Origin of the sequence: Chryseobacterium elymi (assembly GCF_003385495.1) — a bacterium.
GTDB lineage: Bacteria > Bacteroidota > Bacteroidia > Flavobacteriales > Weeksellaceae > Chryseobacterium > Chryseobacterium elymi.
Window position 1 is genome coordinate 160,710 of record NZ_QNUH01000011.1, and the last position, 14,002, is coordinate 174,711.

12 protein-coding genes are annotated in these 14,002 nt (G+C 37.9%); 5 read left to right on the plus strand and 7 right to left on the minus strand.

The genetic code is table 11. From position 1 onward, the window contains the following. The first annotated feature begins 123 nt into the window (after window positions 1-123). The 3 genes from DRF60_RS14100 to DRF60_RS14110 all read left to right on the plus strand — a co-directional run bounded on the left by DRF60_RS14100 (window position 124) and on the right by DRF60_RS14110 (window position 3,000). Window positions 124-291, plus strand: coding sequence for a lmo0937 family membrane protein (locus DRF60_RS14100; protein WP_116012657.1), 168 nt, complete (start codon window positions 124-126; stop codon window positions 289-291). 166 nt (window positions 292-457) lie between these two features. Continuing rightward, complete coding sequence (locus DRF60_RS14105; RefSeq protein WP_116012658.1) at window positions 458-2,116, plus strand: FAD-binding dehydrogenase; 1,659 nt, start codon at window positions 458-460, stop codon at window positions 2,114-2,116. A gap of 80 nt (window positions 2,117-2,196) precedes the next feature. Continuing rightward, window positions 2,197-3,000: an SDR family oxidoreductase gene (locus DRF60_RS14110; protein WP_116012659.1), complete on the plus strand. Its 804-nt coding sequence runs from the start codon at window positions 2,197-2,199 to the stop codon at window positions 2,998-3,000. A gap of 57 nt (window positions 3,001-3,057) precedes the next feature. Here the strand turns inward: DRF60_RS14110 and DRF60_RS14115 are convergent, their stop codons facing one another. The 6 genes from DRF60_RS14115 to DRF60_RS14140 all read right to left on the minus strand — a co-directional run bounded on the left by DRF60_RS14115 (window position 3,058) and on the right by DRF60_RS14140 (window position 7,772). Then, a complete protein-coding gene (locus tag DRF60_RS14115; protein ID WP_116012660.1) occupies window positions 3,058-4,050 on the minus strand; it encodes an aldo/keto reductase in 993 nt (330 codons plus the stop codon). Between the two features lie 137 nt (window positions 4,051-4,187). Continuing rightward, window positions 4,188-5,081: a hypothetical protein gene (locus DRF60_RS14120; RefSeq protein WP_116012661.1), complete on the minus strand. Its 894-nt coding sequence runs from the start codon at window positions 5,079-5,081 to the stop codon at window positions 4,188-4,190. A gap of 11 nt (window positions 5,082-5,092) precedes the next feature. Then, on the minus strand, window positions 5,093-5,917 hold the full coding sequence (locus DRF60_RS14125; RefSeq protein ID WP_116012662.1) for a hypothetical protein: 825 nt from the start codon (window positions 5,915-5,917) through the stop codon (window positions 5,093-5,095). A gap of 12 nt (window positions 5,918-5,929) precedes the next feature. Next, window positions 5,930-6,757 (minus strand): complement C1q domain-containing protein, encoded by an 828-nt coding sequence (locus DRF60_RS14130; protein ID WP_238640215.1) that lies wholly within the window; start codon window positions 6,755-6,757, stop codon window positions 5,930-5,932. A 249-nt stretch (window positions 6,758-7,006) separates the two neighbouring features. Next, on the minus strand, window positions 7,007-7,330 hold the full coding sequence (locus tag DRF60_RS14135) for a helix-turn-helix domain-containing protein (protein WP_116012664.1): 324 nt from the start codon (window positions 7,328-7,330) through the stop codon (window positions 7,007-7,009). Window positions 7,331-7,337: 7 nt separating this feature from the next. Next, window positions 7,338-7,772, minus strand: coding sequence for a transposase (locus DRF60_RS14140; RefSeq protein ID WP_116012665.1), 435 nt, complete (start codon window positions 7,770-7,772; stop codon window positions 7,338-7,340). Window positions 7,773-8,177: 405 nt separating this feature from the next. On the opposite strand from DRF60_RS14140, the gene DRF60_RS14145 reads away from it, so the two are divergent. Beyond that, window positions 8,178-9,776: a tetratricopeptide repeat protein gene (locus DRF60_RS14145; RefSeq protein ID WP_116012666.1), complete on the plus strand. Its 1,599-nt coding sequence runs from the start codon at window positions 8,178-8,180 to the stop codon at window positions 9,774-9,776. A gap of 233 nt (window positions 9,777-10,009) precedes the next feature. Further along, window positions 10,010-11,857 carry a chloride channel protein gene (locus tag DRF60_RS14150; RefSeq protein ID WP_116012667.1) on the plus strand — a complete coding sequence of 616 codons (1,848 nt, stop codon included), beginning with the start codon at window positions 10,010-10,012 and terminating at the stop codon, window positions 11,855-11,857. A 191-nt stretch (window positions 11,858-12,048) separates the two neighbouring features. Here the strand turns inward: DRF60_RS14150 and DRF60_RS14155 are convergent, their stop codons facing one another. After that, window positions 12,049-13,854 carry a hypothetical protein gene (locus DRF60_RS14155; protein ID WP_116012668.1) on the minus strand — a complete coding sequence of 602 codons (1,806 nt, stop codon included), beginning with the start codon at window positions 13,852-13,854 and terminating at the stop codon, window positions 12,049-12,051. Window positions 13,855-14,002 lie beyond the last annotated feature (148 nt).

The window sequence follows — 14,002 nt, forward strand, 5'->3', positions numbered from 1 at the left end:
TCTGTTTTTATTTTCTTAAGATATGCATTACAGGTACCACATTTTCTATACTATTGAGAATTTTATTCATAAAGGCATGGAATATGTATTAATTAAAGAGAATAACATTAAAAAATTTAAATCATGAGAAATTTATTATGGTTAGTAGCCGTCATTTGTATTGTTGTCTGGCTTCTGGGAATGTTAGGTATTGTACCTGGAATGAGTACCAGTTACTTAGTGCATGTTCTATTGGTAATTGCCATTATTGTAATACTTTATAATATCATTTCCGGCAAAAGACCACTGTGATGAGAATTACTATTTTGAATAACAAATGAAAAAGGTCAGAAATAATTTTCTGACCTTTTTGATCTTGATGAAGATCTGATAATAAAATCATTAAGGTGTGCATCTGAAATATTTTATATATTTATTATAGATATTATGCAAGTACAAACAAAAGCAATTCAATACAATGGAAGAAAAATTCCAGCCTGATGTTATTATTGTGGGAACAGGATTAGCAGGATTAACTGCTGCTATGGAAATTACCGATGCCGGAAAAAAAGTACTTCTTTTGGATCAGGAAACGGAACAGAATATTGGCGGACAGGCATTCTGGTCGTTCGGTGGTCTGTTTCTGATCAATTCGCCACAGCAGCGGAAAATGGGAATTAAAGATTCTTATGAACTGGCTCTGCAGGACTGGAAAGGAACAGCAGGATTTGATCGTCCGGAAGATTACTGGCCCAGAAAATGGGCAGAAGCCTATTTGAAATTCGCAGCCTATGAAAAATATGCTTATGTTTCTAAACTGGGGATCAGGTTTATGTTTATGGTAGGTTGGGCCGAACGCGGAGACGGATCAGCAACCGGCCACGGAAATTCCGTACCGCGATTCCATGTCAGCTGGGGAGCCGGGACAGGAGTTGTGAAGCCTTTTGTAGATAAAGCGTATCAAGCACAGGAAAAAGGGCTTTTACAGATGAAATTCAGATATAGGGTAACAGAACTGATCATGGAAAATGGCAAAACGAAAGGTCTAAGAGGTGATATCCTCGAAAATGATGATAAAGAAAGAGGTGCAGCTACCAACAGAAACATAATTTCACAGTTTGAGTACCACGCATCCCATGTCATCATTGCATCAGGAGGCATAGGAGCCAACCATGAACTTGTGCGGAAGAACTGGCCGGAAAGACTGGGAAAAGCCCCCGAAAATATGGTTTGCGGCGTACCTGCGTATGTGGATGGAAAAATGATTGGTATTGCAGAAAATTCCGGTGCACACATTATCAATCCTGACAGGATGTGGCATTATACAGAAGGAATAGAAAACTGGAGCCCCATATGGCCGAAACATGGCATCAGAATACTGCCTGGCCCATCCTCCTTATGGTTTGATGCTAAAGGAAACCGCTTTCCCGCTCCTTTCCTGCCGGGGTTTGACACCCTGGGGACTCTGAAGCATATACAGGAAACAGGATTTTCTTACTCCTGGTTTATCCTGACCCAAAAAATCATTAAAAAAGAATTTGCTCTCTCCGGGTCAGAACAGAACCCGGATATTACCAATAAGGATTATGTTCTTTTTCTGAGAAGAATTTTTGGAAAAAAAGCTCCGGGACCTGTGGAGGCTTTTAAAGAACATGGAAAAGACTTTATTGTTTCTGATGATCTGAAAACCTTGGTGAAAAAGATGAATCTGCTGTCTGGCACTCACCTTTTAGATTACGAGAAAATTAAAGCCCAGATAGAAGCCAGAGACAGGGAGCTGGATAATAAATATTCAAAAGATACCCAGGTCAATTATATCAGGAATACAAGAAATTATTTAGGGGATAAACTTGGCCGGGTTGCAGCCCCTCATAAAATATTAGACCCTAAGAATGGCCCTCTGATCGCTGTACGTCTCAATATTCTTACCCGGAAAACTTTGGGTGGCATTAAAACGAATCTTAACGGACAGGTTTTAAGAGATGATGATACGGTTATTGAAGGACTTTACGCGGCAGGAGAAGCGGCGGGCTTTGGCGGCGGGGGAATGCATGGCTACCGTGCGCTGGAAGGAACATTTCTTGGAGGCTGTATTTTTTCAGGAATGAAAGCCGGAAAATATATAGCAGGACTTTAAAATTTCAGCAAATGAATCCTTCTTTGAAACTGAATAGTAAATTTTAAGATCAGGGGTAAAATATTAAATAAAAAACAAAAGTGAGTAATTATTTTGATCATAAAGTAGTTTGGGTAACAGGGGCTTCGTCTGGAATCGGGGAAGCTCTGGTGAAAGAACTGGCAGTAAAAAGCAGTGCGAAAATTATCCTTTCATCCAGAAATAAAGATCAATTGAATGCCGTGGCTCAAAAGGCCGGACTTGAAGCAAACCGTTTTTTTGTACTGCCTTTGGACCTGGAAGACTATAAAAAAATGCCGGATGTTGTGGAAGAAGCTGTAGAAAAATTCGGAAAGATTGATATTCTGATCAATAATGCAGGACTGTCTCAGCGTTCTCTGGCCATGGAAACTGACATAGAAGTTGATAAACGTTTAATGGATATTGATTTTATAGGAACCGTGGCTCTTACAAAATCTGTGCTTCCCTATATGATCAGGGATGGTGGCGGACATATTGCTGTAGTTTCCAGTCTGATGGGCGTTTTTGGAGCTCCGATGCGAAGCAGTTATGCGGCGGCAAAACATGCACTTCACGGCTTTTTTGATTCGCTGCGTGCTGAATTATATACGAAAAAAATTACAGTGACCATCATCTGTCCCGGCTTTGTACAGACCAATATTTCTATTAATGCCCTGACGGGTAACGGCTCTCTGCAGGGAACAATGGACGATGCCACGAGCAAAGGAATGCCCGCAGATGTGTTTGCAGGAAAAATGCTAGCGGCTATTGAAAAAAAGAAAAACCAGGCATCTATTGGCGGCCAGGAAGTAATGGGAACTTATCTTAAAAGGTTCTTCCCTTCCCTTCTGGCTAAGATCGTCCGTAAGGCAAAAGTGGTGTAGAAATATCCAAAAACCTCCCGTAAAGAGAGGTTTTTTTTATATCAGATTTTATTATTTTCAAAATCCAGGAACCTGCGCCTTTTCATAGATCAGGCCTTCAGATTTCAGTTCGTTCCAAAAATCAGCCGGAATGTTGGCATTAAGGCCTTCCAAATTATCTTTAACCTGTTCCGGTCTGCTGGCTCCGGGAATAATAGAAGCAAATTCATCTGAAGCCAAAACGAAATGAAGCGCAGCATGTATAATATCTGTATTGTATTTTTGAGCAATAGCAGCTATTGCAGTACGTTTTTCGGCCATTCCTTTTGGAATTACATCCTTATAATTGTACCTTTCTTTTCCCGCAATATATCCGGAATTGTATCCGGCACCGGAAACCAGTTTTACACCGGCTTTTTTAACAGCAGGCAACAGTCTGTCAACAGCATCTTCATGTTCCAGCATCGAATATTGTGTGGCAGAAAGACAAATGTCAGGATCAGCAGAATTAATACAGTCTAAAATAGGTTCAATTTTGTTGACACCCATTCCCCATGCCTTGATCACTCCCTGGTCCCGAAGCTCAGAAAGAACTTTAAACGCTCCTTTCTTTGCTTGCTCCAAAAAATAAGGATAGCGGTCCCCTACTTGGTCTTCAGAAAGATCATGAATGTAAACGATATCTATATAATCCAGTCCTGTTCTCTGCAGGCTGCTTTCAATAGACTTTTTGACTCCGTCTGCTGTATAATCGTGTTTAAAATCGTAATTAAGTGGCTTCTTCCACATCGTAGGCGGGACTTCTGATTCAGGAACTTCATGAAACAGTCTTCCAACTTTTGTTGAAAATATAAAATCGCTCCTGTCTTTGTCTTTCAGAAAGTGGCCGAATCTTCTTTCACTTTTTGTAAGGCCATACCAGGGAGATGTATCATAATAACGGATTTCCAGATCCCAGGCGGTCTGAAGTATTTTATAAGACTCTTCATCACTTATATTTTCGAAGGCAGTTCCTATCGCCACCCCGCCTATTCCTAACCTGTGCTTTTCTGTTAAAACATCTGTTTTCATATGATTGTATTTAAGTGTTGGTGATAAATAAATGCAAACATCGTGCAGAGAAGACTAAAGGATATATAAAATCACCCCGAATGAGAGGTGATTTTTTGCTTTCCTGATATAATTATTGTTTTAGACAGAAAATGAAATTACTGCTCAACAATTGTTAAAACATTATAGCCTCCTGTGTTAAGAAGAGGACGTTTGTCCGGGTCCCACGATACATTGATCCATACAAAAGGTCTTAGTTTATCACCTGCATTCAGATACAGGCTCGCGGTACATGCAGATCCTACGATCACAGCATTCGGAGCGTTTCCTGTGTCCTGAGGATAGCCGTTATTGGTTTTTATCCTCTGTATAACCGCATTGGAAGAGTTTCTTACCTCCCAGATTGCTTCCGTCTGGTTCTGTCCAGAACTGGTATTAACCTGATTGGGTGCAAGGGCAAAAGTAAAAGTTGCATAATATACGCCCGATCTCGGAGCAATAAATTCCCCTGTGGCGGGATCAAAATTAGTTCTTGGCTGTCCGGAATCCGAATCCAGTTTTTCTGTCCATGAAGTAAGATAAGCAGAAGATCTTCCGGGGATTCCATCTGTGTAATTTCCTATGGGCCACAAACCGGTTTCAAATACCGTGGAATTATTATTGGTTTTTTCAGCCATCACCACAATTCTTGGCTTTCCGTATGGAAGAATAGGAACCCATACCGTTCCGTCAGAATATTCTATATAACCCTGAACGCCGATGGCTGGACTCGGATTGTAACGCATAGCTCCTGCTCCCGCCTCGGCTGCGGTTTGATTGGTCATTCCTATAGCCATAGAACCGTTGGCCCCGTTTCTTAGGTCAATCGCCATTTTTGGAGCAGCTACCCCAACCCCTATTTTTCCGGTTTTATCAATAATGAATTTTTCAGTTGTATTAATTTCAATGGAATTGGCAGGATTTGGATTATTAATACCAATACCTATCTGAGCTAAAAATAAATTTGAGAGCCCCAGACCCATGAATAATATATATTTTTTATTTAATTTCATCTTTGTTAGTTTTATAATTCGTAAACGCTGATACTATTATTGGTGCCGGTATTGGCTGTATTTATACTTTTGTTGCTTCCGAAATTGTGGAATACTTTAAATTGGATGGAATCACCCGGAGACAAATTGAAAATTGCTGTACAGTTACCCCCGACAATATTATTCACCGTATTAACGTCCCATGCCGGATATGAATTTACACTTCTGTACGTCTGGATATTATTAGTGGCTGTATTACTTTCAATAATGGTTTCTATCCGTGAGTTCTGGGCGATATTCCCCTCAGCTAAGGTAATATTGAATGAAACGATGTAAAATCCTTTTCTTGGTGCATAAAAAGTGGTACCATTGAAATTGGATTGGGAATCTGTAACTACGGTCCATCCATTTACCAGAGTTGTGGTATTATTTGTTAGGGTAAGCGCACTGCTTTTATTGGCCAGTACCACTGCTTTAGGTGGTAAGGTCATCGGAAGGTTGTGCCAGGATACACCGTCAGAATACTGAATAATATTTCCGGTACTGTAACGGATGGCACCACCACCTGCTTCTGCTGCAGTCTGTGAACTTGTCCCCAATCCGATAATCCCTTTCTGGTCGGCAGAGCGGACATCTACTTTTGTTTTGGGATTTAGCAATCCCACTCCTAGTTTACCATCTGAGGTTACTACAACATCATTTAATATCTGAGGGGCAGAAGGCGGTACACTGCTGTTATCTTTTGCACCGTCTACATGAAAAGCCTGCATTGGATCTTTGGTGAATAAACCTGTCTGTGCCTGTATAGAGAATGACAGAAAAAAGACCAGTAATGGATATAAATTTTTAATTTTCATTTTGTGTATTTTTTAATTTTCAATAATGGTCATATTGTTAAAACCAGCATCCGGATGGGTCCAGTCTGCATTTGCTCTTAAAGCTCTTGGTCCGGATCCTGTAATGTTTTGATTAAGCTGTGGCCGTACAGTCTGGTTGGCAGTCAGGCTTATTGTAATGGTGGCAGAACCTCCTACCTGGACATCTTCATTGCTGCGGGCAAAAGTCTTGTAAGAACGTGCAAGGATAGCTGCAGTCGTTGGGCTGTAAAACTGGCTGGTGACTTCAGAAGAATTGACTATTGGTCCGGAAATAAAATTATACGTCATCAAAAATGTATAAACTCCGGTTCTCGGAGCCGTAAAAATTCCTGTAAGAGGATCAAAACTGTTGGAAAGATCTCTTATCTCATCCCATCCTGTAATATTTACATCAGTATTGTAAGGAACCGAGAACGCACTTGTCAGTCTGGCAACCACTACAGCTTTAGTAGGCAGGATAATTGCTGCTTCCCAGATATTCCCGTCAGATACTTGAAATTTTGCCTGAGTCGGTTCATATCTCACGGCTCCTGCTCCCGCTGCGCTCGCTGTCATAGTTGTTGAGCCCAATCCAACAGCATTCTGAAGTCCTGCTGAACGCATATCAAGCTTTACTACTGGATTTGAAACGCCCGCTCCTACAAAACCGGTATTAGTGACAATAAAGTCATTACTGATTTGTGCGGGAGTGGCTGATGCTGTATTGTCTTTTGCACCGTCAACATGCAAAATTCCCAGTGGATTACTGGTACTAATTCCTATCTGTGCATTCACGAGAGATGATGCAATAAAAGCTAGAGATAGCAATTTTTTTTTCATTTGAATTGTGTTTTTAAGATGTCAGGATTTAGTGAAACTTCTGATATAAAAATGTTTATTAACAAATTTGATTTCAAAATGCAAATTTAGGTTTTCTTAGCTAATGCTTAATACAAAAATTGGCAAATTCTTTCAAAATATAAAATATATGGTGTAATATTTACTGAAAAAAACACATTGATTTTATATTATAAATATTTGACAAACAAGTGGTTACATTTTAAAATATACTTTATATACTGTATTCTGTTAAATAAGTTTCTTTTTCCAATTAGCAACCGTATTTCTGCTTAATTTAAAATGCCGGGCCAGTTGTGCATTATTGTATCCATACTTTTTCTGGTAATTTAGTATTTCAAGAATCGTTTGCTTATCATAAAAGCGATGTTTCTGGTTAAAAATAAAGGTGTTTTTATCTTCCTTATCCGTAAGAATGCTGCTGCAAGCGATAACATCCAGTATGGACAAAGTCTTTTTAGAGAGTATGTTTTTACATGCTTCCTTTCTATCAGGATATTTTTCATTGATAAGGTCCGTATAGATTCTTTTGTAATTCGGAATATTATTTTTCATTATGCTTTTATTTATTGATCATATCATATTTATGCAGCCATTTATAGAGTGTGCTTTTGGGAATTTTATATTCAGAAATTACACTGGATTTCGTCATTTCCCCTTTTCTGATCTTCTGCAGAACAAATTCTACAATCTCTTTGGTGTAAAGGCTCTTACGAAAATCCGGGAGTAGATTATCTGTTTTTTTCTTTTGAATATAATCCATAGAAGACTGTGGAGAATACAAAATCAGGTGTTGAGAATACAGTCTGAAGAAATCATACTGAAGAAGCTTGGACCAACGTAACAGAAGTTCTGTGCCAATTCCGGGAGATTCATACATTTTTATGATATCTTCCTCACTGCAGTTCAGGAATTTGCATATTCGGTGTATTTCTATGTCGCTTTTAGTAACCTTTTCTTTTATCATTGATCCAATGTGCAGGTTTTTTAGATCCATATCTTTTAAATTGTTTGTGTTTATATAAATTACAGGATAATCTTCAGTGATTGGAATAGAGATATGAAGAAAAGTAATACGATAAATTTATCATTGAAGGAAATTAGAAACCTTACAAAATTATTGCTTTTCATATGTGTGTTTTAAATAATGAATTACAATAATAGAACTTTGGCTGGGTATGAAAAAGCTTAATACGAAATGATTTCCGAAAAAATGCAGGGTATTTACAGCTGTTTTTATGAAGATAAACAATCAGGATTTGAAGCGGTTATTTAAATTTAAATTATTTAAAATCAGTTGATTGAAAAATTTAATTAACTATGTAAATTCTGAAAAACTAACACTATTATTATAAAATTATCATTAATATTGTACTTAATTTGCTGTTTCAAAAAACACACAATGAAAAACACCGTTTTACTTCTATTCTGCTTGATTTCCGGACTTTTACATGCTCAGTTGAGTTCCGTATCTCCTACAAATTCAGAAATTGATTCTGAAATTATCCGGGCTGAAGAGCTGTCTAAGAGCAATCCTGCAAAATCAATAGAACTTTCGAATGAGATCTACCGTGCCTCTAAAAAGACAGGCTATAAAAAAGGGCTTCTGGAAAGCACTTCTATCCTCATGGCCAGATATTATGACGCAGGAAATCATAAAAAAGTGATTGATCTCAGCACAGAAGCTGAAAAACTTGCTCTGGATGTAAAAGATAATGTAAAACTGGCCAACATTTACAGGTTAAGAGCTTCATCTTATACAGAACTGGGATTTAATAATGAAAGTATCAGAGAATTTAGAAAGGCATTAAAAATATCTGAAAAAGTATTACCTGAAGATAGGAAAAATTATCTGGAAGCTCTTATTTATACAGGAATTAGTTCGTATTTAGCCCATGTAAACGCACCGTTGGATTCTATAATACATTACCAGAAAAAATGTTTGGAAAGTGCAGTTCATATTGGGGACAGCAAAAATTATAGGTCAAAAAAATATCATCTTCTTGCCCTGTCCTATATGAATTTAGGGATGACAAGTGTTGCTTCCAGCCGGATCAACGATGCTGAGAATTATTTTGAAATGGCATTGAAAATATGTCAAAATAAAAATTACGGTGTACCGAATAATCTTGAAATAAGTGTACTTAACGAATATGCATGGCTGTATTATGACCAAAAAAAGTATGGTCTGGCAGTACAATACGCAGAAAAGGCCGAACAGTTGGAAAAAGTAATGAGCATACCTTATCTCCGTAGAGATATTTATGAAGTTAACTTTAAATCTTATGTAGAGCTTGGAGAAAAGGAAGTTTCAAAAAAGTATATGAATCTCTACACGAAACTGAATGACAGCCTCGTTAACGAAGAGAAGAAAGCCATTAATACTCCCGTAAGAAAGATGATGGATCAGCAGGGAAAAGTTCATACCGAGGATATTCAGAAGATGCTGATGACTGTCTTTATTTTTATTATACTTCTTGTGGCAGGTGGCCTATTTTTCTGGAAAAGAAATCAGAGAAAACTTCATGAAAGTTATGAAAAAGTCATTAATAACCTTAAAAAGGCCCATGATCTTCCGGCACAAAATTTACAGCTGGAAATAGCTTCTGAGAAAAGCATTAATATCACTGACGAAACTCTAAAAATGATCCTGACCAAACTGGAAAAATTTGAAAAATCACAAAAATTCATTAAAAAAGATCTGAGCCTTACTTCCCTGGCCAATGACCTGAATACCAATACCAGATACCTTTCAGAAATCATCAAACAGTATAAAGGAAACAGCTACAGTAACTACATCAACGGCCTCAGGATCAACTATATTACCAATAAGCTATATGAAAATCACATTTACCGGGAATATAAGATCAGCTATCTGGCTGAAGCCTGCGGATTTTCGTCGAGAGAAGTTTTTGCAGTAATTTTCAAGAAAGAAACCGGAGTAAGTCCCTCCTATTTCATCAATAATCTGAAAAAAGATAATCTGGAATCGACTTCTTAAAATTTTACAGTGCTTTTAAATTAATATGATTAAAGAATACCTGAAATTTCCGGATGAATCTTCACTTGTAAGATGGAATTAAAATTTATTAGAAATATTTATAATGGTATAACTTATTGAATTTTATTATTATAGCTTGAGCCTTAACGCTTTTTCAGTAATCTATGACCAGACATTTATAAAGATATTTCATAAATTTACGAAACCATTACGGTTTTAAAATTGGTTTCCAAGTGAAAATTCACAATAAAAAAAAGTATTTAAGCTTTCTAAAATTTAAAAGAGACTTCCAGGAATACGGACTGGAAAAAGCCAAGAGCTATGAACTGATTCTTCATTGGCTTAATAACAGGCTCAGCAGAAACCAGTTTCTGGTGCTTTCCGGAATACTCGTGGGCTGTACTGCCGGTCTTGCCGGAGTGGTCCTGAAAACGCTTGTGCATACCATCCATAATTTTATTACGCATAAGGTACATTTTGAATATCAGATCTTATTCTATATTGTTTTCCCTTTTTTGGGAATCGTACTTACCACAGCTATTGTTCTTACTCTGTTTAAAGGCCAGGACAGAAAAGGAATTGGTGCAATTTTGTATGAAATCGCCCAGAACTCAAGTATTGTGGCTTCTGTAAAAATGTATTCACAGATTATTCAGAGCGCAGTGACAGTTGGTCTGGGAGGTTCTGCGGGGTTGGAAAGTCCTATTGCAGTTACGGGGGCTGCCATTGGTTCCAATTATGCACAGACCTACCGGCTCAGCTATAAAGAAAGGACTCTCCTGTTGGCTGCAGGTGCCACGGCGGGTATTGCCTCTGCTTTTAATGCTCCGATTGCGGGAATCATGTTTGCTTTTGAGATCCTTTTAACTGGTGTGGTTTTTACAGATTTCATTCCCCTGGTAGTGGCTGCTGTCTGCGGAAGCCTATTATCAAGGATTCTGCTTCAGGAAGATGTGCTTTTCAGGTTTTATACCAGAGAACCTTTTAACTATAAAAATGTTCCTTACTATCTTATCCTGGGAATTGTGACCGGACTGTATGCCCGTTATTTTGTAGTGATTTCTCAAAAAGTAGAGCATTTCATCAAGAGGCTTAAGCTTTCAAGGATGCGTAAGGCTATGTTCGGAGGTCTGGTGTTGTCATTGTTGTGTGTTCTGTTCCCGCCATTGTTCGGAGAAGGATATGAGACGGTGAAAGCTTTTACCAATGGAAGTACTCATTCTATCATCAGAAACAGCTTTTTCCGGTATTTTGAGATCGGCGACTGGACGATTATTATATTTTTGGTTCTGGTATGTCTGTTAAAAGCTTTTGCTACGTCTTTTACGATATTTAGCGGTGGTAACGGCGGTAACTTTGCTCCATCCCTTTTTGCCGGAGGTACGGTAGGTTATTTGTTTGCATTAGTCTGCCAGCATATCGGGTTTACGGATGTTCCGGTAACGAATCTTGTTCTGGTAGGAATGGCCGGAGCAATGAGCGGTGTGCTCTACGCTCCTCTTACCGCTATATTTCTGATCGCGGAATCCAGTTTTGGATATGATCTTTTTATTCCGCTGATGATAGCAGCCATCATTTCTTATCTTATTGCAAAATGGTTCTCCCCGATCTCCCCGGAACTGGAATCTCTGGCTGATCAGGGGAAAATATTTACCAACAAGCATGATAAAAACCTGCTTTTTGCTTTAAGAACCGAAGATTTTATAGATAAATATTCAGAAACTATCAATGAAAATGCTTCTGTTACGACATTATTTGAGAAGGTAAAGAATGGAAACAAAAATATTTTTGCGGCAACAGATGAAGCAGGAAAACTGAAGGGTATTCTTACTTTGGATGACATCCGTCCCTATCTTTTTAATAAAGAAATAGACAGCTCCACGACAGTTGCACAAATTATGAAAGCTCCGCCTGCAGTTATTTACCGGGACAATAAACCGTTGGAAATTCTTCAGATCTTTGATGATACCGGCGTATGGAACCTTCCGGTAACCAGTGAGAGTAATGATTTTATAGGGTTTATTTCAAAATCATCCATCCTGATGAGCTACAGACAGCTTTTGAAAGAATATTCTGATTAATTTTTTCACCATAAGTTCAAAATCAAAATTCATCATTAAAAACATAAAAATATCCGTTCAGCAAACCGAACGGATATTTTTTTTGACTCTTACATTTAAGAGAAAGAAAATAACCTTATTTTTTCAGAATCAGCATAAAAAAACAGCCTTCACGATGAAAGCTGCTTATCTATCAATTTAAAAAAATACTGTTACTTTTCAGCCTGAGGAATCTCTATAGCTGTAAGTATCAATTTATGTTCCTGCAGTTGCAGTTCTATGGTTTTCAATCCGCTTTTAAAGAAAGTGGATGTATGAAACATATGATGATAATATTCAATGCCTTCCAGAACATTCTTTTTGAATGTATTCCACTTTTTGGTTTGGGAATTTGTGATCTGTGCTGAAGAACTGCTGATTTCTTTCTTAAGATAATCAACATACATTTTCAGTTCATTGATAAACATATTGGGGCGCTGGTTATCAGAAAGGATATTGGCGTTCCCGTAGATGTGTTTTACCATTTCGGAAAGGGAAACTTCCTTGTCAAAAAAAGCCAGATTAGGTCCCGGACATATGACAACGCCCTGTTTTTCTCCCTTTATTTTAAGATCCTGTTCCATATAAGCTGCATTTACCAATCCCACACACAGACAGGCTTTATCTGTAATCTCAGTTTTCCTTTTGCTAAATTCTTCAGCAGTAAGTTCAGAATCGGACTGGATTTCTTTCAGTTTAATGTCCTGGTACTTTTTAGAGGCAGTACAGGTTCCCTGTGGTGAAAATTCTTTGCTTAAGGCCAAAAGTTTTTTCGGACAAGAGCTTCCATACTTTCCGGCGGCTTCCTTCTGTTTTTTTAACAACTCATTGGATGTTCCCCTAACTGTATTGAAAGGGACACCTAAAGGTGAAATATTACTCAGATAGAAATCTTTTTCTCCTGATTTTAGAAGGAGATTTCTGGTTTCCGTATCTACAGAAGTAGCTTCAGGAACTAATAAGAATGGTGATCCCCATCCGACACTGTCTACATTATAGTTTTCAAGCAGAAACTCATGTTCTTCCGAGGTTCCTACTCCACCCTGAACTGTAATTTTCATTTCGAGAGGCTTAGCAACGGTATGTTTTCCTTTTTGCTCCAAGGCGGTGATCATTAAGGCATGAGCAGACTGGATAAGGTCGTTCTTTTTCTGTTTAAATTCTTCCATGATAGGACCCAGCAGCATGCCTTCTGTAGCAAATGCATGTCCTCCGCAGTTCAGCCCGGATTCTATTCGGTATTCTGAGATCCACAGCCCTTTTTTAGCTAGAAAATTCCCCTGGATCATGGCTGAACGGAAATCGCTTACCTTAAGAATGATCTTCTTTTTTAAAATACCGTTCTGATCGGGAAAAAAGTCATCAAATTCTTCAATATAGCTGTATAAACGCGGATTCATTCCTGCAGAAAGTACCATTGAAGAAGATAATTTACTTTGGGCAAAACCACGCAGTGAAGCATGGGCATCATTAAATATCACAGGAAGCTGCTCATCTTTTATATAATTGTCTTTGTCAACTTTTGTCATGATATTGACATCGATACTTCCCGGTTTCAGATTGGTTTCAATAAAGTTTTTGATGTTTGAGCCTAAACTGTCTTTCTGGTTCACTAGATTCTGAAGTCCGCTTTTCAAATGTGAAGAATTGGGCAGAATGGCCATAAAGTTCTTTAATGCTTCCTTGTTTTTAGTGATCTCCTGTTTGAATGCTTCAAATTTTTCATTCACGATATCATCTACCATATCGAGGTAAGCTGTAATTCTTTTCGCCCTGTAATCTTCTGTTTTTGTTGAAATTCCTAAATAATCGAGGCTGAATTTCTTATTATAAAAGTTTTTCATTTTTTCCAGGATCTCATCATCGATAATGGAAATTACGGAAGAGATTCCATATTGGGCAACACGGATAGGACTGTCTATGGTATAAGCCAGACCCATTACCGGAATATGGAAATTGTGTAATGGTTTATGTGTCATTTTATTTCGATAAAAATTCTTTCACTGAGAATGAATTAAAACCTCTGGAATGCTGTATCCATATTGAAATGAGTGCTTCAGTCCAAGCTTTTAATAGACCTAAATTTATCATTTTAATATTAGTTATGCGTTAAATAATACTTATAAT

What these genes read in the sequence shown, in the direction of transcription:
- DRF60_RS14105 (WP_116012658.1), top strand. Translation starts at nt 458, where the DNA reads ATGGAAGAAAAATTCCAGCCTGATGTTATTATTGTGGGAACAGGATTA.
- DRF60_RS14145 (WP_116012666.1), top strand. Translation starts at nt 8,178, where the DNA reads ATGAAAAACACCGTTTTACTTCTATTCTGCTTGATTTCCGGACTTTTA.
- DRF60_RS14100 (WP_116012657.1), top strand. Translation starts at nt 124, where the DNA reads ATGAGAAATTTATTATGGTTAGTAGCCGTCATTTGTATTGTTGTCTGG.
- DRF60_RS14155 (WP_116012668.1), bottom strand. Translation starts at nt 13,854, where the DNA reads ATGACACATAAACCATTACACAATTTCCATATTCCGGTAATGGGTCTG.
- DRF60_RS14115 (WP_116012660.1), bottom strand. Translation starts at nt 4,050, where the DNA reads ATGAAAACAGATGTTTTAACAGAAAAGCACAGGTTAGGAATAGGCGGG.
- DRF60_RS14125 (WP_116012662.1), bottom strand. Translation starts at nt 5,917, where the DNA reads ATGAAAATTAAAAATTTATATCCATTACTGGTCTTTTTTCTGTCATTC.
- DRF60_RS14135 (WP_116012664.1), bottom strand. Translation starts at nt 7,330, where the DNA reads ATGAAAAATAATATTCCGAATTACAAAAGAATCTATACGGACCTTATC.
- DRF60_RS14140 (WP_116012665.1), bottom strand. Translation starts at nt 7,772, where the DNA reads ATGGATCTAAAAAACCTGCACATTGGATCAATGATAAAAGAAAAGGTT.
- DRF60_RS14130 (WP_238640215.1), bottom strand. Translation starts at nt 6,757, where the DNA reads ATGAAAAAAAAATTGCTATCTCTAGCTTTTATTGCATCATCTCTCGTG.
- DRF60_RS14120 (WP_116012661.1), bottom strand. Translation starts at nt 5,081, where the DNA reads ATGAAATTAAATAAAAAATATATATTATTCATGGGTCTGGGGCTCTCA.